Origin of the sequence: Streptomyces sp. NPDC019531 (assembly GCF_044903305.1) — a bacterium.
GTDB lineage: Bacteria > Actinomycetota > Actinomycetes > Streptomycetales > Streptomycetaceae > Streptomyces.
Window position 1 is genome coordinate 337,414 of record NZ_JBJDQL010000002.1, and the last position, 17,117, is coordinate 354,530.

General features: G+C 69.4%; 15 protein-coding genes and 5 tRNA genes. 10 read left to right on the forward strand and 10 right to left on the reverse strand.

The features are described 5' to 3' along the window. Positions 1 to 45 precede the first annotated feature (45 nt). From ACI2L1_RS03645 to ACI2L1_RS03680, 8 genes are all read right to left on the reverse strand, one after another. On the reverse strand, positions 46 to 627 hold the full coding sequence (locus tag ACI2L1_RS03645) for an ATP/GTP-binding protein (RefSeq protein WP_009314218.1): 582 nt from the start codon (positions 625 to 627) through the stop codon (positions 46 to 48). Beyond that, positions 608 to 1,195: a DUF742 domain-containing protein gene (locus ACI2L1_RS03650; RefSeq protein WP_164429757.1), complete on the reverse strand. Its 588-nt coding sequence runs from the start codon at positions 1,193 to 1,195 to the stop codon at positions 608 to 610. Before ACI2L1_RS03650 ends, ACI2L1_RS03645 begins: the two co-directional genes overlap by 20 nt. A 101-nt stretch (positions 1,196 to 1,296) precedes the next feature. Beyond that, positions 1,297 to 1,710, reverse strand: a complete 414-nt coding sequence (locus ACI2L1_RS03655) for a roadblock/LC7 domain-containing protein (protein WP_007384910.1) — start codon at positions 1,708 to 1,710, stop codon at positions 1,297 to 1,299. Between the two features lie 10 nt (positions 1,711 to 1,720). Then, positions 1,721 to 5,011 (reverse strand): nitrate- and nitrite sensing domain-containing protein, encoded by a 3,291-nt coding sequence (locus tag ACI2L1_RS03660; RefSeq protein ID WP_404737673.1) that lies wholly within the window; start codon positions 5,009 to 5,011, stop codon positions 1,721 to 1,723. A 379-nt stretch (positions 5,012 to 5,390) separates the two neighbouring features. Further along, complete coding sequence (locus ACI2L1_RS03665) at positions 5,391 to 5,966, reverse strand: ATP/GTP-binding protein (protein WP_007384912.1); 576 nt, start codon at positions 5,964 to 5,966, stop codon at positions 5,391 to 5,393. Next, positions 5,947 to 6,345 carry a DUF742 domain-containing protein gene (locus ACI2L1_RS03670; RefSeq protein ID WP_003973454.1) on the reverse strand — a complete coding sequence of 133 codons (399 nt, stop codon included), beginning with the start codon at positions 6,343 to 6,345 and terminating at the stop codon, positions 5,947 to 5,949. The genes ACI2L1_RS03665 and ACI2L1_RS03670 overlap by 20 nt, the downstream gene beginning before the upstream one ends. Positions 6,346 to 6,456: 111 nt before the next feature. Next, complete coding sequence (locus ACI2L1_RS03675; protein WP_003993189.1) at positions 6,457 to 6,870, reverse strand: roadblock/LC7 domain-containing protein; 414 nt, start codon at positions 6,868 to 6,870, stop codon at positions 6,457 to 6,459. A gap of 9 nt (positions 6,871 to 6,879) precedes the next feature. Beyond that, a complete protein-coding gene (locus ACI2L1_RS03680; RefSeq protein ID WP_404737674.1) occupies positions 6,880 to 10,761 on the reverse strand; it encodes a nitrate- and nitrite sensing domain-containing protein in 3,882 nt (1,293 codons plus the stop codon). Between the two features lie 567 nt (positions 10,762 to 11,328). Here ACI2L1_RS03680 and ACI2L1_RS03685 point away from each other — a divergent pair. From ACI2L1_RS03685 to gltX, 3 genes are all read left to right on the forward strand, one after another. After that, positions 11,329 to 11,511, forward strand: coding sequence for a hypothetical protein (locus tag ACI2L1_RS03685; RefSeq protein WP_404737675.1), 183 nt, complete (start codon positions 11,329 to 11,331; stop codon positions 11,509 to 11,511). 262 nt (positions 11,512 to 11,773) lie between these two features. Beyond that, on the forward strand, positions 11,774 to 12,559 hold the full coding sequence (locus tag ACI2L1_RS03690; protein ID WP_404737676.1) for a fumarylacetoacetate hydrolase family protein: 786 nt from the start codon (positions 11,774 to 11,776) through the stop codon (positions 12,557 to 12,559). Continuing rightward, entirely contained in the window at positions 12,543 to 14,027 is a 1,485-nt protein-coding gene (gltX, locus tag ACI2L1_RS03695; protein ID WP_404737677.1) for a glutamate--tRNA ligase, read from the forward strand. Before ACI2L1_RS03690 ends, gltX begins: the two co-directional genes overlap by 17 nt. A 60-nt stretch (positions 14,028 to 14,087) precedes the next feature. Here the strand turns inward: gltX and ACI2L1_RS03700 are convergent, their stop codons facing one another. After that, the gene (locus ACI2L1_RS03700) at positions 14,088 to 14,372 is read right to left on the reverse strand and encodes a type II toxin-antitoxin system RelE/ParE family toxin (protein ID WP_404737678.1); all 285 of its coding nucleotides are present in this window, start codon (positions 14,370 to 14,372) and stop codon (positions 14,088 to 14,090) included. A 42-nt stretch (positions 14,373 to 14,414) separates the two neighbouring features. Here ACI2L1_RS03700 and ACI2L1_RS03705 point away from each other — a divergent pair, with 42 nt between their 5' ends. The 6 genes from ACI2L1_RS03705 (at position 14,415) to ACI2L1_RS03730 (ending at position 15,718) form a co-directional block, all read left to right on the forward strand. Beyond that, positions 14,415 to 15,149: an HAD family hydrolase gene (locus ACI2L1_RS03705; RefSeq protein ID WP_404737679.1), complete on the forward strand. Its 735-nt coding sequence runs from the start codon at positions 14,415 to 14,417 to the stop codon at positions 15,147 to 15,149. A gap of 91 nt (positions 15,150 to 15,240) precedes the next feature. Then, positions 15,241 to 15,312, forward strand: a tRNA-Gln gene (locus ACI2L1_RS03710). Between the two features lie 21 nt (positions 15,313 to 15,333). Continuing rightward, positions 15,334 to 15,406, forward strand: a tRNA-Glu gene (locus ACI2L1_RS03715). A gap of 29 nt (positions 15,407 to 15,435) precedes the next feature. Beyond that, positions 15,436 to 15,508, forward strand: a tRNA-Glu gene (locus ACI2L1_RS03720). Positions 15,509 to 15,529: 21 nt separating this feature from the next. After that, positions 15,530 to 15,601, forward strand: a tRNA-Gln gene (locus ACI2L1_RS03725). Positions 15,602 to 15,645: 44 nt separating this feature from the next. Continuing rightward, positions 15,646 to 15,718: transfer RNA gene (locus ACI2L1_RS03730), tRNA-Glu, on the forward strand. A 51-nt stretch (positions 15,719 to 15,769) separates the two neighbouring features. Here ACI2L1_RS03730 and ACI2L1_RS03735 read toward each other — a convergent pair. Further along, the gene (locus tag ACI2L1_RS03735; RefSeq protein ID WP_404737680.1) at positions 15,770 to 16,414 is read right to left on the reverse strand and encodes a MerR family transcriptional regulator; all 645 of its coding nucleotides are present in this window, start codon (positions 16,412 to 16,414) and stop codon (positions 15,770 to 15,772) included. An 81-nt stretch (positions 16,415 to 16,495) separates the two neighbouring features. Between ACI2L1_RS03735 and ACI2L1_RS03740 the strand changes: the two genes are divergently transcribed. Beyond that, positions 16,496 to 17,002 (forward strand): DUF4188 domain-containing protein, encoded by a 507-nt coding sequence (locus tag ACI2L1_RS03740; RefSeq protein WP_404737681.1) that lies wholly within the window; start codon positions 16,496 to 16,498, stop codon positions 17,000 to 17,002. Positions 17,003 to 17,117 lie beyond the last annotated feature (115 nt).

Here is a 17,117-nt window from a genome sequence, read left to right on the forward strand (position 1 = left end):
CCCCTCCCACAGGAGGAACGAGGGCCGTGAAAGAACCCGAAAAAGCTACCGCAGCCGCGCCATCAGCGCATGCTCCACCAGCGTGATCAGCGCCGACTTCGCGTCCGCCCGGTGGCGGGCGTCCGTCGTGATGATCGGGGTGTCCGGGCCGATCTGGAGCGCCTCGCGCACCTCGTCCGGGTTGTACGGCTGCTGGCCGTCGAAGCCGTTGAGGGCTATGACGAAGGGGAGACCCGAGTTCTCGAAGTAGTCGACCGCGGGGAAGCAGTCGGCGAGACGGCGGGTGTCGACGAGGACGATCGCGCCGATGGCGCCGCGGACCAGGTCGTCCCACATGAACCAGAAGCGGTCCTGACCGGGGGTACCGAAGAGGTACAGGATCAGGTCCTGGTCCAGGGTGATGCGGCCGAAGTCCATGGCGACCGTGGTGGTCGTCTTGTCCCCGGTGTGGGTGAGGTCGTCGATGCCCGCCGAAGCGGACGTCATCACGGCCTCGGTACGCAGCGGGTTGATCTCCGAGACGGCCCCGACGAACGTGGTCTTGCCCACGCCGAAGCCACCCGCCACCACGATCTTCGCCGAGGTGGTGGAGCGGGAAGGACCGCCGCTAGAGCTTGCGAAGTCCACTGAGCACCCTTTCGAGCAGTGTCACGTCTGGCTGGCCGCCGGCGTTCTCGTCGCCGCCGGGCTGATGGATGGCGACCAGGCCCGCCTCCGCCAAGTCGGCGACGAGGATCCTGGCCACGCCGAGAGGAATCGTCAGAAGCGCGGAGATTTCGGCGACCGACTTGATTTCCCGGCAGAGGTTGCAGATCCGCTGATGCTCGGGCAGCTGGCCCTGCATCTGGTGCGGCTGCGCGGTGGTGTGCACCAGCGCCTCGATGGCGAGCTGGTAGCGCGGGCGAGTCCGGCCGCCGGTCATGGCGTACGGACGCACCAAGGGGTTGTTCGACGCCCCCGCGGGCGCCGGCTCAGAGCGTCGCTGCGGCTGCACGGGCTGGATGCGCGGGGCCGGCGGCTGGTCGTACGGCGACGGCCCGGGACCCTGCGGGCCCTGGGGTGCATACGGCTGCTGACGCCGCTGGCTGGGTGCGGAGGGGAAGTTGTAGCGGTTCGGGTTCTGGGAACCGTCGTTCTGACCCTGGCCAGGGCCGTACGACCAATTGCCAGATGAACCACCTGGGGGTGTTGCCACTTTCTCTCCTCCTCCGACTGTGCCGGGGCACCCATCACGCTGTGTGGAGCCGCGTCCCGAAACCTTACGGCCCCGGGACGCCAAAACGCACCGTCTGTCTGTCAGTTGAGCAGGCTGCCCTGGAGCTCCGCACGCAGATCGGGCGTCAGGACCGAACCGGCACGGTCCACCAGAAGAGCCATCTCGTACCCGATGAGACCGATGTCCGCCTCCGGATGTGCGAGAACCGCGAGCGACGAACCGTCGGATACGGACATGATGAACAGGAATCCCCGCTCCATCTCCACAACCGTCTGGTTCACCGCCCCACCCTCGAAGATGCGCGAGGCACCCGCGGTCAGCGAGGTCAGACCGGAGGCGACGGCCGCAAGCTGGTCGGCACGGTCGCGCGGAAAGCCTTCGGACATCGCCAGAAGGAGTCCGTCGGCGGAGACCACCACCGTGTGGGACACCCCCGGGGTGTTGTCCACGAAGTTGGTGATCAACCAGTTCAGGTTCTGCGCCGCCTGGCTCATCGGGCTCACACTAACGCTCCTGGTTGTAGGTGCTGTCAGAACCGAAGCCCTGACCGTTCGTTTCACTGCCTGCGTTGCGGCCCCGCTGCACACCGCGACGCAGGTTGCTCAGCCTGCCCCGGATGTCCTCGGGAGCACGGGAGACCGATGGGCCTCCCTGGGGGGTGGCTTCGGCGGCTCCCTCGACCAGGTTGGCCTTGGGTACCCGCCGCGGCAGACCGGAGGAGGTGACCCCGCCCGCCTTGGGCTTCCGGAGCTGGGAGGCCTGCTGCCACCGCTCGTCGTTGGCCGTGCGCCAGATGTCGCCGCCGCCGTTGCTCTCCGGCGCGGAGGCCGGTGGCTCCTGGGTCGCGTGCCGCGTGCCGTTCGAGCCGTTCGCGCCGCTCCCGGTGGAGCCACGGCGGGGGAGCCCGGCGTCGGTCAGTTCGTGACCCACGGTGGCGGGGGCCGGCCCCGGACGGTCGAAGCCTACGCGCTCACGCTCACTCGCGTCAGCGGCCTGCACAGATTCCGCTTCCGGAGCGTACTGGTCCGCGTAGCCGTTCCGGTAACCGTCCGACTGCGGCCAGTCATCCTGGTAGGGGCGCTCCTCGAAGCCAGAGAAGGTCTCCGGGGCGGCGGCGTGCACCGCCGCGGGCTCCTCCTGGACCGGCTCCGCATACCCAGGCTCCGGGTAGCCGCCGCCGTTCGGCGAGAAGGTGTCGTTCTGCGGCAGGCCGCCGTTCTGCGCGAAGTACTGCTCGTCGTACGCCGGGGGCTTGGGCTCCTCGTACGACGTCTGCCGCTGCTCCTCGTACGGCGCCTGCTGAGCCTCCTCGTACGACGTCTGCTGGTCGTACGAGGAGGGCTGCTGCTCCGGGAAACCGTTCCGGCCGGTGTCGTAGCCGGTCTGCGGGGCGTTGTGGGGAGCGTCGAACGCGTCGGTGTACGACGTCTCCGGACCCTGCAGGGCGGCGGGCTGGTCGTGGCTCTGGGCCTCCAGGGCCGCCCGGCGCTCCTCACGCATCAGGGAGCGGCCGACCGGGTCCAGCTCGCGTATGTCGTCCGGGACCTCGGAGTAGCGGCTGTCGTCGAAGCCGAGCTCCGCGGCCGTACGCATCGGCAGACCGGTGTTGAAGTCCTCACCCTGGTACTGCTGCTCCGGGATGATCTGGGAGACGGTGAACTCGTCGGCGGCCGGCTGCTGCTCGCCGCCACCGCCGTGGGTGATCGCGTCGGGCAGCATGACCAGGGACGTCGTACCGGCCTGCTCGCCCGAGGGGCGCAGCTGGACGCGGATGCCGTGCCGATCGGAGAGGCGCCCGACCACGAACAGGCCCATGCGCTGGGAGATCGCGGCGTCCACGGTCGGCGGGTTGGCCAGCTTGTGGTTGATGTCCGCGAAGTCCTCGGCGGTGAGACCGATGCCCTTGTCGTGGATCTCGATCATGATGCGGCCGTCGGGCAGACGGGTCGCGGTGACGCGGACCTTGGTCTGCGGGGAGGAGAACGTCGTCGCGTTCTCAAGGAGCTCGGCGAGCAGGTGCACGAGGTCGGTGACCGCCCGGCCGTGGATCTCGGCCTCCGGGACGCCGGACAGCTCGATGCGCTCGTACTGCTCCACCTCGGAGGAGGCGGCGCGCAGGACGTCGACCAGCGGGACCGGCTGGTCCCAGCGGCGGCCGGGCTCCTCGCCGGCGAGGACCAGGAGGTTCTCGCCGTTGCGGCGCATACGGGTCGCGAGGTGGTCCAGACGGAAGAGGTTCTCCAGCTGGTCCGGGTCGGCCTCGTTGTTCTCCAGGTCGGTGATCAGGGTCAGCTGGCCCTCGATCAGCGACTGGTTGCGCCGGGACAGGTTGGTGAAGATCGCGTTGATGTTGCCGCGGAGCAGGGCCTGCTCGGAGGCGAGTCGTACGGCCTCGCGGTGGACCTGGTCGAAGGCCCGGGCGACCTCGCCGATCTCGTCCTTGGTGGTGATGGGGATCGGCACGACCCGGGTGTCGACCCGGCCGGGGTCGGTGCGCGAGAGCTGGTCGACCAGCATCGGCAGCCGCTGCTCGGCGATACCGAAGGCGGCGTTGCGCAGCTGGCGCATCGAGCGGGACATCTGGCGGGCGACCGCACCGGCCAGGATGAACGCGAGGAGCAGGGCGACCACGACGGCGGCACCCACGATGAACGCGTCGCGCTTGGCGTCGTCGGCGATGCTCGCGGCCTCGTTCACCGCGGTGTCGGCCAGGTCCGTCTCGATCTGACGGTAGGCGTTGTACTTGAGGGTGTTGACCGCCCACCAGTTCTCGGCCGTGATGCCGTCCTTGGCGAGCGACTCACGGGCGCTCTCGTCCATCGACGGGAGCTGGGCGAGGCTGGAGACCATGGCCACGGGGTTGGACGGCGGCGGGACATAGTTCGGGTTCTTGGCGGCGGCCTCCTTGGCCAGCGCCGTGCCCTCCGTCTGGATCTGCTTCTTCGCGGTGTCGAGCTTCGCCGCGTCGGCCTCGGTGCCGCCGCCGACGTACTCCTCGACGGCGATGCCCTCCAGATAGGCGTACGAGGAGAGGGCGACCTTCTGGCTGGCGAAGCTGCTCAGACCGGGACCGGGCTTGATCAGCAGGTGCATGCCGATGGAGCGCTGCAGCGACAGGGCCGCCTTGGTGAGCTCGATGGCGTAGACCGTACGGCCGTAGCTGGTGATGTTTCCGGTGCCGAGGCCGAGCTCGTTGGCGAACTCCGTCAGCGGGTGGGCGACCTGGGTGTAGCCCTCCTCGGTCTTCACACCGGTGAGCTTGGGGGAGGTGTAGGCGCCGGCGCGCAGCGTCTGGAGGCTTCCCTCGCCGTCCCGGAACACCTTGAGGCGGCGCTGCAGGCCCGCCTTCTGCGGCATGTCCTGCGCGGCCGCGTCGAAGGCGTCGGCGGCCTCGTCGGTCTTCTTGCGGGCGGCGACGACCGTGGCGTTGTTCTGGCCCTGGCCGCTCAGCAGCGGGGCGGCGGTGCTGTCGCGCTCCTGGTAGAGGGCGTCGGCGTAGCTGAGGGAGGCGCGCACGAGGCGTGCGGTGTTCTCCGCGTCCTCGGCCTCACGCCAGGTGTCGATCGAGCTCTTGACCTGGAAGCCGCCCATGACGAGGCCGACGATCACGGGTATGAGCAGGATCGCGTTCAGCCGGGTCGGCACCCGCCAGTTGCGCGGGGAGAAACGGCCGCCGCCGGACGGCGGCGCGGCCGTCGGCTCCGGGCCGGGCACAGGGGCGGGCGCCGCTCCGCGCGGCGGCGGGGTGAAGTTGCCCCGGGCCGACGGCTCGGGACCGTTCTTGCTTCGCCTCACTCGACCAACAACCTCTCGGAGGGGTCGGCACCTTACGTTGTGCCGCAGTCTCTCAGAGCCCAGTACGTCATCGACTAGTGAGTACGTCTTTGACTATTGGGCAGTTCAGGCATTCCAGCACGACGGCCTGCGCACCTCCAAACAGTGGTACGAGGAAATTCCACGTGATGTAGACCTAGATAAAACGGTCATAAAGAGCGAGCCCCGTCAAAAGACGGGGCTGTTGTGAGCGCAGCGAGACCGGTTGGCAACCACGCGTGGCCGTACCACCCGATTCCTCTGCCGAAACGTTATGAACACCGGGGCCGACCGTGTCAAAGACCACAGCCGGCTCCGGTACATCTACGACAACTGCCGTACGGCATCGGGTACTTGAAAGTTACCGCAGGCGTGCCATGAGGGCGTGCTCGACCAGTGTGATCAGGGCACTCTTGGCGTCCGACCGGTGGCGGGCGTCCGTCGTGATGATCGGCGCGTCCGGGCCGATCTGCAAGGCCTCGCGCACCTCCTCCGGAGCGTACGGCTGGTGCCCGTCGAAGCCGTTGAGGGCCACGACGAAGGGCAGGCCGCTGTTCTCGAAGTAGTCCACGGCGGGGAAGCAGTCGGCGAGACGGCGGGTGTCGACCAGGACCACCGCGCCGATGGCGCCGCGGACCAGGTCGTCCCACATGAACCAGAAGCGGTCCTGACCGGGGGTACCGAAGAGGTACAGGATCAGGTCCTGGTCCAGGGTGATGCGGCCGAAGTCCATGGCGACCGTGGTGGTCGTCTTGTCCCCGGTGTGGGTGAGGTCGTCGATGCCCGCCGAAGCGGACGTCATCACGGCCTCCGTGCGCAGCGGGTTGATCTCCGAGACCGCTCCCACGAAGGTGGTCTTGCCCACGCCGAAGCCGCCGGCCACCACGATCTTCGCGGAGGTGGTGGCCCGCCCCGCGTCAGAGCTTGCGAAGTCCACTGAGCACCCTTTCGAGCAGCGTCACATCGGGAGCGCCGCCGTTGTTCTCGTCGCCGCCCGGCTGGTGGATGGCCACCAGGCCGGCCTCGGCGAGGTCCGCGACGAGGATCCTGGCCACGCCGAGCGGCATGGCGAGCAGCGCCGAGACCTCGGCGACCGACTTCACCTCACGGCACAGATGGCAGATCCGCTGGTGCTCGGGCAGGAGCCCCATGAGCGCCGCCGGGTCGGCCGTGGTGCTGATCAGGGCCTCGATGGCGAGCTGGTAGCGCGGCCGGGTCCGGCCGCCGGTCATCGCGTACGGACGTACCAGCGGCTGGTCGCCCTCATCCTCGTACGGCTCCGCGTACGGATCATGAGAGGCGGTGGGCGGGGTCATGAATCCTCCGGGCGGGACAGCAAGTCGGTCTGGCAAGCCGTCTGGTGAGGCCGGTGGGGGGATTGTGGCGGCCGGACGGTGATTTCGTGAGACGGGTGGATCCGGGGTGGTTCAGTGAAGCAGACTGCCTTGCAGCTCGGCTCGCAGATCGGGCGTGAGCACTGCGCCCGCGCGGTCGACGAGCAGTGCCATCTCGTAGCCGACGAGGCCGATGTCGCATTCCGGGTGCGCGAGGACCGCCAGCGAGGAACCGTCCGAGACGGACATGAGGAAGAGGAATCCCCGCTCCATCTCCACGACGGTCTGGGCCACGCTGCCGCCCTCGAAGATCCGTGAGGCGCCGGCCGTCAGCGAGGTGAGTCCGGACGCGACGGCCGCCAGCTGGTCGGCACGGTCGCGCGGGAAGCCCTCGGACATCGCCAGCAGAAGACCGTCGGCGGACACGACGACGGTGTGGGACACCCCTGGGGTGTTGTCCACGAAGTTGGTGATCAACCAGTTGAGGTTCTGTGCCGCCTGGCTCATCGGGCTCAACTAACGCTCCTGCTGGTGAGTGGGGTTCGGGAAGCTGCCCGTCTGGCCGTTACCGCCGACCTGACGACCTTGTGCGATACCCCGACGGAGATTGGTCAGCCGACCGCGTACGTCGTCAGGCGAACGCGAGACCTGCGGACCGGTTTGGTGCTGTTGCTGCTGAGCGGTACCCGGGACGAGGTTCGCCCTGGGCACCCGGCGCGGCAGACCGGAGGTGGTGACACCGCCCGCGGCCGGCTGGCGCACCCGCTCCGCCTGCCGGACGAGGTCGTCGTTGGGCGAGCTGCGCCAGCCCGCGGAGGCCGCGGGCCGTTGCGGAGCAGCTGCCGGGTTCTGGGGGGCCGCGGGAGCCTGCTGGGGCGGCCGCGGGGCCGAGGTGGGGGAGGAGCTGCCGTTGGACGGCTGCCCCTGTCCCTGCTGGCCGACGCCGTGGAACCAGTTGGTCTCCAGCGTGTCGTACAGCGGCGTACGGCCGTCACCGGGACCCGAGGCCGGCGGCAGCGCCTCCGGCTCCTGCCGCACCGGCCGCTGCTGCGGACGCGGCGGCACGGGCGGCCGGGGGGTGCCGAAGTCGGCGCCGTTGGTCTGGGGACGCTCGAACTGGCCCGTGGACGACGGGTCCTGGCGGCCCGGCAGGGAGTGCTGCCCGGTGGAGCTGCCGTCGAAGCCCGGCATCGCGAACTGGCCCGTCGAGCCGCTGTCGTACGCCTGCGGCGTCGCGAACTGCCCGGTCTCCCGCGAGCTGCCGTTCTGCCCGGGGGGCGGGGTGCCGAAGATGTCCGAGCGGACGAACTGGCCCGTGTTCTGCTGGGCGTTCGTGTCCGGGCGGGGGAACTCGCCGGTGTCCTGGGGACCGTTCGCACCCGGCCTCGGGAACTGACCCGTGTTCTGCGGCCCGTTCGCACCGGGGCGTGGGAAGTCGCCCTGCGGGCCGTTCGCACCCGGGCGGGGGAACTGGCCGGTGTTCTGCGGGGCGTCGAAGTCCGGGCGGGGGAACTCGGACGTGGTCGCCGGACCCTGGAGGTCGTCGATCCGCGGCATGCGGGACGTGGCGGCCGGGTCCTGCTCGTCGTGGCCGCGCGGGACGTCGAGCGAGGCACGCGCCACTGGCGGCTGCGCGTTGTCGTCGCTCCAGCTGGGCGTACGCGGCTGCTGGTTGCCGCCCGGCAGCTCGGCCCGCGGACCACCGCGGCCCGGCAGCTGCGGCCGACGGCGCCGACCGCCCGGCTCGGGAGCCTGGCCCGCGTTCGGGGCCTGCGGCTGCGGGGGTACGGGACCCCGGCCGCCGAAGGCGTCCTGGCCGCCACCGAAAGCGTCCTGACCGTTGAAGGCGTCCTGGCCGCTGAAGGCGTCCTGGCCGCTGAAGGCGTCCCGGCCAGGTCCGCCTGTGCCCGCGGCCTGCAGGCCCTGCGGGGCACCCGGAGCCTGGCCGCCGAACCCGGCAGCCGCGCCGGCCGGAGCAGGCCGGCCCTGCGGAGGCGTACCCGGACCCTGCGGTCCACGCGGTCCGCCCGGCGCACCGGGACGGCCGCCCTGGCCACTGCCGGGCAGCGCGGCTCGCGGTCCCTGACCGGCGCTGAGCCGGCCGCCCGAGGGGGCACCGGCGCCGAGGACACCGCCGCCCTGACCGCCACGACGGGCCGCGGCCACACCGGCGGCGGCCTGAGCCGCGGCCGGGGCACCGGGGGCGCCCTGACCGGGCTTCGGCTGGGGCTTCTTGCCGCCCTGGGCGACATCGACGGGCAGCATGACCAGCGCGGTCGTGCCACCGGAGTCGGACGGGCGGAGCTGGATGCGGATGCCGTGGCGCTGGGACAGCCGGCCGACCACGAACAGACCCATGCGGCGGGAGACCGAGACGTCCACGGTGGGCGGCGAGGCGAGTCGCTCGTTGATCGCCGCGAGGTCCTCGGGGGAGAGTCCGATACCGGTGTCGTGGATCTCGATCAGTACCCGGCCGTCGGGCAGCGCGTGACCGGTGACCTTGACCTTGGTCTGCGGCGAGGAGAACGAGGTGGCGTTCTCCAGCAGCTCGGCGAGCAGGTGCACGAGGTCGTTGACGACGCGACCGGCGACTTCCGTGGTCGGCACGGAGGCCAGCTCGATGCGCTCGTACTGCTCCACCTCGGAGGCGGCGGCGCGGAGCACGTCGACCAGCGGGACCGGGCGGGTCCAGCGACGGCCGGGCTCTTCACCGGCGAGGACCAGGAGGTTCTCGCCGTTACGGCGCATGCGGGTCGCGAGGTGGTCGAGCTTGAAGAGCGAGGACAGCTGGTCCGGGTCGGCCTCGCGGGACTCCAGTTCGGAGATCAGCGACAGCTGGCGCTGGATAAGACCCTGGGAGCGGCGCGAGAGGTTGGTGAACATCGCGTTGACGTTGCCCCGGAGGAGGGCCTGCTCGGCGGCGAGGCGGACCGCCTCGCGGTGCACGTCGTCGAAGGCCGCGGCCACTCGGCCGATCTCGTCCCGGGAGTGCACACCGACCGACACCACCGAGGTGTCGACGTCCTGCGGGTCGGACTCGGACAGCTGCTTGACCAGCTCGGGCAGGCGGTCCTGGGCGACCTTGGTGGCGGTCTCCTGGAGGCGGCGCAGCGAGCGGATCATGGACCGGGCGACGACGAAGGCGCCGACCAGCGAGACACCGAGCACGAGCAGGATCAGCGCACCGGAGATGATCGCCTCGCGCTCGGACTCGTTGCGCAGCTCGCGGGCCTTCTGCTCCATCTCCTCAAGGAGCGTGTGCTCGATGTTGCCCATCTGCTGGATCTTGGTCGAGCTGTCGTCGATCCAGTCCTTGTAGGAGCGCTTGTCCAGGTCGGCAAGGCCCTCCGACCGGCCGAAGGCACGGTTGGCGTACTGGTCGGAGGCCTCGATGTTCGAGTTGCCGTCCTCGATGGGCTGCAGGAGCTGCTCGGCGTCGTTGTCGCCGTAGATGCTGCGGAAGGTGCTGAGCTCGGACGCCTCACTGTCGAGCGCGCCCTGGCCGTACAGCCGGTCGGTCTCGGAGAGGCTGCCCGGTGTCTTGTTGGACGTGGGCAGTGCCGCCGCGAGGATCGCGCGCTGGCTGGACGCGTACTCCTTGGCGGAAGAGAAGGCCGCCAGGGCACGCGTGCGCTGGATCATGTCCGGGTTGCTGGTGGCCTCGGCCATGTCCTGGGAGAGGTCCAGCAGATGGGTGATCAGACGGTGGTAGGACTCCACCGTCTGGGTGGCGTTGCGCTTGGTCTCGTAGGCGTCGCTGCGGATCTTGCTGAGCGTGTCCAGGTCGCGGACGAGACCGACGAGGCTGTCGCGGACGCCCTGGAGGTTGCCGTCCTTGCTGGAGGTGTCGATGTCCTCGGCGGCGGCGATGAAGTTGGTCGCGGCCCGGTCCGTCTTGTCCCGGTAGCCCTTGACCGTGATGGTGCTCGCCGTGGAGTCGTGCGCCAGCGGGCCGGCCGACTGGTCGCGCTCCTCCTGGAGCGCGGCGGCCAGTTCGGTGGCCTGCTTGGTCATCTCTGTCAGCAGCTTCATGTTGTCGAGCTGCTGGATGTCGTCCATGGAGTCGTTGATGCGCAGCGCGCCCAGCGAGGTGGCCGCCACCACGGGGAGCGCGAGCAGCGACACCAGGCGCGTGGAGATACGCCAGTTACGCAGAGCTACTCGCGATCCCGGGCCGCTCGGGCCCTTCGGGGGCTTCACCGTCGGCGTGGCCGCGGCCGCCGGGCCCGAGGACGCCGACGTGCCGAGGCGCCCGGGGCCGGAACCGCCGTCGGCGGACGGGGTCGAGCCCGGGTTCTGGGCGTGCTGGGGGGAGGAACTGCCGACATTGGGGCCAGTCCCGCCGTGCCGCTCCGGCTCGGCCGAAGCGCTGCCATCCCTCTTGAAACGTCCCTGCACTAGCGTCGCAACCTCTGGACCAGGCGCTCCTCCGCAGAACGGCGGAGCACGGTGTCGGCGTTGTGGGGAGCGCCCTGAATACGCGCCCCGGGTGGTCGTGAGTGACCGGCGCTGGCTCCCCCTTCTCACCGCCGCTCGGCGCTTCTCTGCGCCCCCTGTGCGCCGGCTGGATCCCGCGGCGGTCCGTGGAATTCCAGCACAGTGCAGGATCTCCAACAAGGTCCGTGGGTCAGACCGTGACCTACGTGACACCACGTGAGGGTCGTGTCACCGGGCGTGGAAAGCGTTCTCGTCAATAACGGGCATAAGCCCGCGAGTCGCCCGGTGGTGACAGGTGTCCCAGTCGCCATGATCAGGAGCGGAATGAGGGCTTCAGGGAGTCAATGTCCGTTTCGTTGGGGTGAGTTGAGGCTCGGAATTGTCCGGTTTGCCCGCAGCTCAGTGAGCAAACTCACACGCTGATCATGAGGTCTTCGCGGCTTCGGAGGGGAATGGCATGTTTAGCCTGACGCTTTACAAGAGTGCTGCATCTGTCCAAACCCACGACATCCGAGGTCGAGTACAACCGTGAAGACGACGATGATGTTCCGCAACATTGCCAACCCGCGGCGCACGACGCTGGTGCACCTCCAGGACGCCGGCGAACTGGCGGCCCCGGAGCGGCCGGAGCACTCGCTCGACCTTCCGGCCCAGACCGCCAACCCGCGGCGCACGGTCCTGATGGAGATCCCGGTCTCCGCGGCCGAGTAACCGTAGCGCGCCCGGATCACCGCCCTTCGGGCAGGTGGCCCGGGCGTATTGCGCGAGGCACGGTCCATCGGGGGTGTGCCTTGAGCGACGCGGGGGCCCATAAGGGCACCCCGAGGCTCTGAACCGGGTTCCCCGCGTCCGGCACGGCGCTTGGCCGTCTTGTCGTCGGTCCCTGGTCCGGCCACAGCCTCGGGGCACCCCTCCCCGCGTTAGCCTGGAGCGTCAGACTCCAGCCGGTCGAGTAGAGGGGCGCCAGGATCCCGTGCGCATCGCCAGATTCTCCATCGACGGGAACGTCGCCTTCGGCGCGGTCGAGGGCGACAGGCCGGACGAGCTCGTCCTCGACATCATCAAGGGCATCCCGTTCACGGACTTCGAGCTCTCCGGTACGAAGGTCCCGCTCAGCAAGGTCAGGCTGCTGCCGCCGGTGCTCCCCAACAAGGTCGTGGCGTACGGCCGTAACTACGCCGACCACGCGAAGGAACTCGGCAACGAGGTACCGGACGTCCCGTTCGCCTTCTTCAAGCCCTCCACCTCGGTGATCGGCCCCGGCGACGAGATCCAGTACCCCTCGTTCTCCGAGGACGTCCACCACGAGGCCGAACTGGCCGTCGTCATCGGCCGGATGTGCCGCGAGGTCCCGCGCGAGCGCGCCAAGGACGTGATCTTCGGCTACACCTGCGCGAACGACATCACCGCGCGCGATGTCCAGAAGCGCGAGAAGCAGTGGGCGCGGGCCAAGGGCTTCGACACCTCCTGCCCGCTGGGCCCCTGGGTGGAGACCGACCTGGACCTGGAGACGGCCTCCGACCTGACGATCCAGCTCACCGTCAACGGCGAACAACGCCAGCTCGGCCGCACCAGCGAGATGATCCACCCGATCGAGGATCTGATCGTCAACATCACCGAGGCCATGACGCTGCTCCCCGGCGACGTGATCCTCACGGGCACCCCGGCAGGCGTCGGGCCGCTCACCGTCGGCGACGAGGTCGCCGTCACCATCGAAGGCATCGGCACTCTCACCAACAAGGTTGTCAAGCGTGGCTAGCGCACCCGTCCGCGTACGTTTCTGCCCCTCGCCCACCGGTAACCCCCATGTGGGCCTGGTCCGCACCGCCCTGTTCAACTGGGCCTTCGCCCGCCACCACCAGGGCACGCTGGTCTTCCGCATCGAGGACACCGACGCGGCCCGCGACTCCGAGGAGTCGTACCAGCAGCTGCTCGACTCGATGCGCTGGCTGGGCTTCGACTGGGACGAGGGCCCCGAGGTGGGCGGCCCGCACGCGCCGTACCGCCAGTCGCAGCGGATGGACCTCTACAAGGAAGTGGCGGCCAAGCTCCTCGAAGCCGGCCACGCCTACCACTGCTACTGCTCCCAGGAGGAGCTGGACACCCGCCGCGAGGCCGCCCGCGCGGCGGGCAAGCCCTCGGGCTACGACGGCCACTGCCGCGACCTGACCGAAGAGCAGGTCGCCGGGTACGTCGCCGAGGGGCGTACGCCCATCGTCCGCTTCCGTATGCCCGACGAGACGATCACCTTCACGGACCTGGTCCGCGGCGAGCTGGCGTTCACGCCGGAGAACGTGCCGGACTACGGGATCGTACGAGCCAACGGGGCGCCCCTCTACACGCTGGTGAACCCGGTCGACGACGCCCTGATGGAGATCACCCACGTCCTGCGCGGCGAGGACCTGCTCTCCTCCACCCCCCGCCAGATCGCCCTGTACAAGGCGCTGATCGAGCTGGGCGTCGCGAAGTCCGTACCCGCCTTCGGGCACCTGCCGTACGTCATGGGCGAGGGCAACAAGAAGCTCTCCAAGCGTGACCCGCAGGCCTCGCTCAACCTCTACCGGGAGCGCGGCTTCCTGCCCGAGGGTCTGCTCAACTACCTGTCCCTGCTGGGCTGGTCGCTCTCGGCGGACAAGGACATCTTCACCACCGACGAGCTGGTCGCGGCCTTCGACATCGCGGACGTGAACCCCAACCCGGCGCGCTTCGACCTGAAGAAGTGCGAGGCGATCAACGCCGACCACATCCGCCTGCTGGACGTGAAGGACTTCACGGAGCGCTGCGCGCCGTGGCTGAAGGCCCCGTTCGCTCCTTGGTCGCCGGAGGACTTCGACGAGACGAAGTGGCAGGCGATCGCCCCGCACGCCCAGACCCGTCTGAAGGTCCTGTCCGAGATCACCGACAACGTCGACTTCCTGTTCCTGCCGGAGCCGGTCTTCGACGAGCCCTCCTGGACGAAGGCGATGAAGGAGGGCTCGGACGCCCTCCTCCGGACGGCCCGCGAGAAGCTGGACTCGGCCGACTGGACCTCGCCCGAGTCCCTGAAGGAGGCCGTCCTGGCCGCCGGCGAGACCCACGGCCTCAAGCTCGGCAAGGCCCAGGCCCCGGTCCGCGTCGCCGTCACCGGCCGCACGGTCGGCCTGCCCCTCTTCGAGTCCCTGGAAGTCCTGGGCAAGGAGACGACACTGGCCCGGATCGACGCGGCGCTGGCGAAGCTGGCCGCGTAAGTCACGACTGCGTGGAGGGGCGGTACCCGGAATTCCGGGTACCGCCCCTCCACGTGTCGGTCACTGCGCGTCGGCCTCGTCGATCAGGTAGGCGGTCTCGTCGAAGATCTCCAGCACGACGACGACCATGATCGCGCCGGCCACCATGTACTCCAGCATCACGCCGGGGGCGACGTACGCCTTGCGCAGATGCTCGTCGGGGCCCAGCGGGGCGGTCGAGTGCTTCCGGAACGGGTCGCGAGCCAGTATCCGCACGGCCTTGTCCAGGTGGGCCTGGCGTGAGGGCGGCAGGGCGTCGTACGCCTCCCGGGCCTCGACGGTGAACTGGACGCGGTACTCGCTCATGGCCCCAGTGTGCCAGCGCCTGCCGCAGGCTACGGTCGGCACATGAGCATTCGGGCGGTGGTCTGGGACGTCGACGACACTCTTTTCGACTACACGGGGGCCGACCGCATCGGCATGCGGCTGCATCTGACGGCCGAGGGGCTTATGACGGCGTACGAGAGCGTCGAGCAGGCCATCGCGCGCTGGCGGGCGGTCACCGACACCCAGTGGGCGCGCTTCTCGGCGGGCGAGGTCGACTTCCAGGGCCAGCGGCGGGACCGGGTGCGGGTGTTCCTGGGCGAGGAGTTGACCGACGCGGAGGCCGACGCCTGGTTCCAGCGGTACATCGCGCACTACGAGACCGCCTGGGCGCTCTTCCCCGATGTCCTGCCCGCCCTGGACGCCCTCGCCGCCAGCCACCGGCACGCGGTGCTGTCCAACTCCAGCATCCACGTCCAGGACCACAAACTCCGCGTCCTCGGTGTGCACGACCGCTTCGAGGTCATCCTGTGCGCCGCCGAGCTGGGCGTCTCCAAGCCCGACGCCGGTGCGTTCCTCGCGGCCTGCGAGGCGTTGGAGCTGGCCCCGCACCAGGTGGCGTACGTCGGGGACCACCCGGAGATCGACGGCCGGGGCGCCGCCGAAGCCGGTCTGCTCTCGGTCTGGATCGATCGAGACGGCGGTGTGCACGCCGGTACCGCCGCGTCCTTTGGACCGCACCGGATCGCCTCACTCGCCGAACTCCCCGCGATCCTCGGCGCGGATACCCGTTTTGGAGCCCCGTCCACCTTCGGGTAATGTTCTTCCTGCGCCGCCGGGGAGCGGGCCGAAAGGTCCGGAACCGGAGGAGCAAACTAGAACAAGATCCCTTCCGGGGCTTGCGTTCCAGTGGCCTATGGTGTAATTGGCAGCACGACTGATTCTGGTTCAGTTAGTCTTGGTTCGAGTCCAGGTAGGCCAGCTCGCAGAGCTCATCTGCATCGCCCCCGTTGTGTAGCGGCCTAGCACGCTGCCCTCTCAAGGCAGTAGCGCCGGTTCGAATCCGGTCGGGGGTACTGATCTCGATCAACTCGGGATCGCTAGGGCCCCCGTTGTGTAGCGGCCTAGCACGCCGCCCTCTCAAGGCGGTAGCGCCGGTTCGAATCCGGTCGGGGGTACGGAACTGGTCTAAACCACATTGGTCTATGGTGTAATTGGCAGCACGGCTGATTCTGGTTCAGTTAGTCTTGGTTCGAGTCCAGGTAGACCAGCTCGGACCTGCGGCGGTGTAGTACTCAACGCATGCAGGCTCCACGCCCCCGTTGTGTAGCGGCCTAGCACGCCGCCCTCTCAAGGCGGTAGCGCCGGTTCGAATCCGGTCGGGGGTACGTAGAGGAAGGCCCTTCACTTCGGTGGAGGGCCTTCGCTGTGTCCTGGGGTCATTGGAAACCGTATCTCCGCGTCGACTCCTCCTCCTGGGCCAGCCGGTGCAGCGACTGCAGCAGCGGCTCGTTGAGAATCGCCCCCAGGATCGCGAACTCGACCCGCTCCGCCTGCGACGGGTACGTCTCCATGTTGTCCAGGTCGAGGACGGCCGTCCGGTGCATCAACTCGGCGTACGGGGCGAGCTGTTCGGCCCCCCAGTCATAGCCGAGCCGACGGAACGCGGCCATCGCCACCACCAGTGAGCGGTACGCGGGGGAGATGGTCGTGAGCTGCTTGGCGTTCTCCCAGCCGAGCCGGTCCAGGAGTGCGGTGGCCTCCTGGTGCGCGGCCCGGAGGTCCTCGTCGTCCTCGTCCGGCTCCGGCACCTGCGGCAGCGCCCACAGGGCCGCGCCGAGGCGGATCGAGCCGCCCAGGGAGTCGTCGTCCACATGCCCGAGCACCTCGCGCACCTTCACCACCGGCACCCCGGCCACCTGGATCATCGCCCGCACCAGCCGCAGCCGCCGCAGATGTTCCTCGTCGTACTCGGCCGTCGTGGCGTTGATCTGCCGACCGGGCGGCAACAGCCCTTCTCGCAGGTAGTACTTGATCGTCGCGGTGGACACACCGCTGCGCTCGCTGAGTTCGGCCAGCCGCATCTCTTGCGCCCCCTCTCGGATACCGGCACTATCCAAACATGCCGCACTCGGATAGTGCCGCTCGCCAACCAGGAGGGTCCCATGTTCGGGAAGAAAGTCACCGCAGGCCGCACCACGGCATCCGTGGAAGGGGACGCGGTGGTCCTGCTGATCGGAATGCGCATCAACCACTTCTGGGCCGTGCACCACTGGTTCCCGGTCTTCGTGGCCATGCCGAGGATGCTGCGCGAGCTGTCACGGGCGCCGGAGCGGGGGCTGCTCTCCCATGTACTGCTGACGGCTTCGCCGCGGACGTACTACGTCGTCCAGTACTGGGAGTCGAAGGAGAAGCTGTACGCGTACGCGCATGCGCAGGACGCGCTCCACCGACGGGCGTGGGCGATCATCAACCGCAAGGAGAAGGCGGGGAAGACGCGCCGGCACGTGGGGCTGTGGCACGAGGCGTACGTGGTGCCGGAGGGGTCGCACGAGTCGATCTACGCCGACATGCCGGCGTTCGGTCTCGCGGCGGCGCATGGTCAGGTACCGGTCGCGGCGCGCGGGCGGTACGCGAAGGAGAGGTTCGCCTATCGGGCCGGGAGCAGGTGACCTGCCCAGGGGCGCGGGGAACTGCGCGGCCAGCCACGACGGTGGGTCGGACGGCGGACGACCAGTGGGGGCAGATGGTGCGCCGTCGGGGCTGGGGATGCCCCTGGGCGGCGAT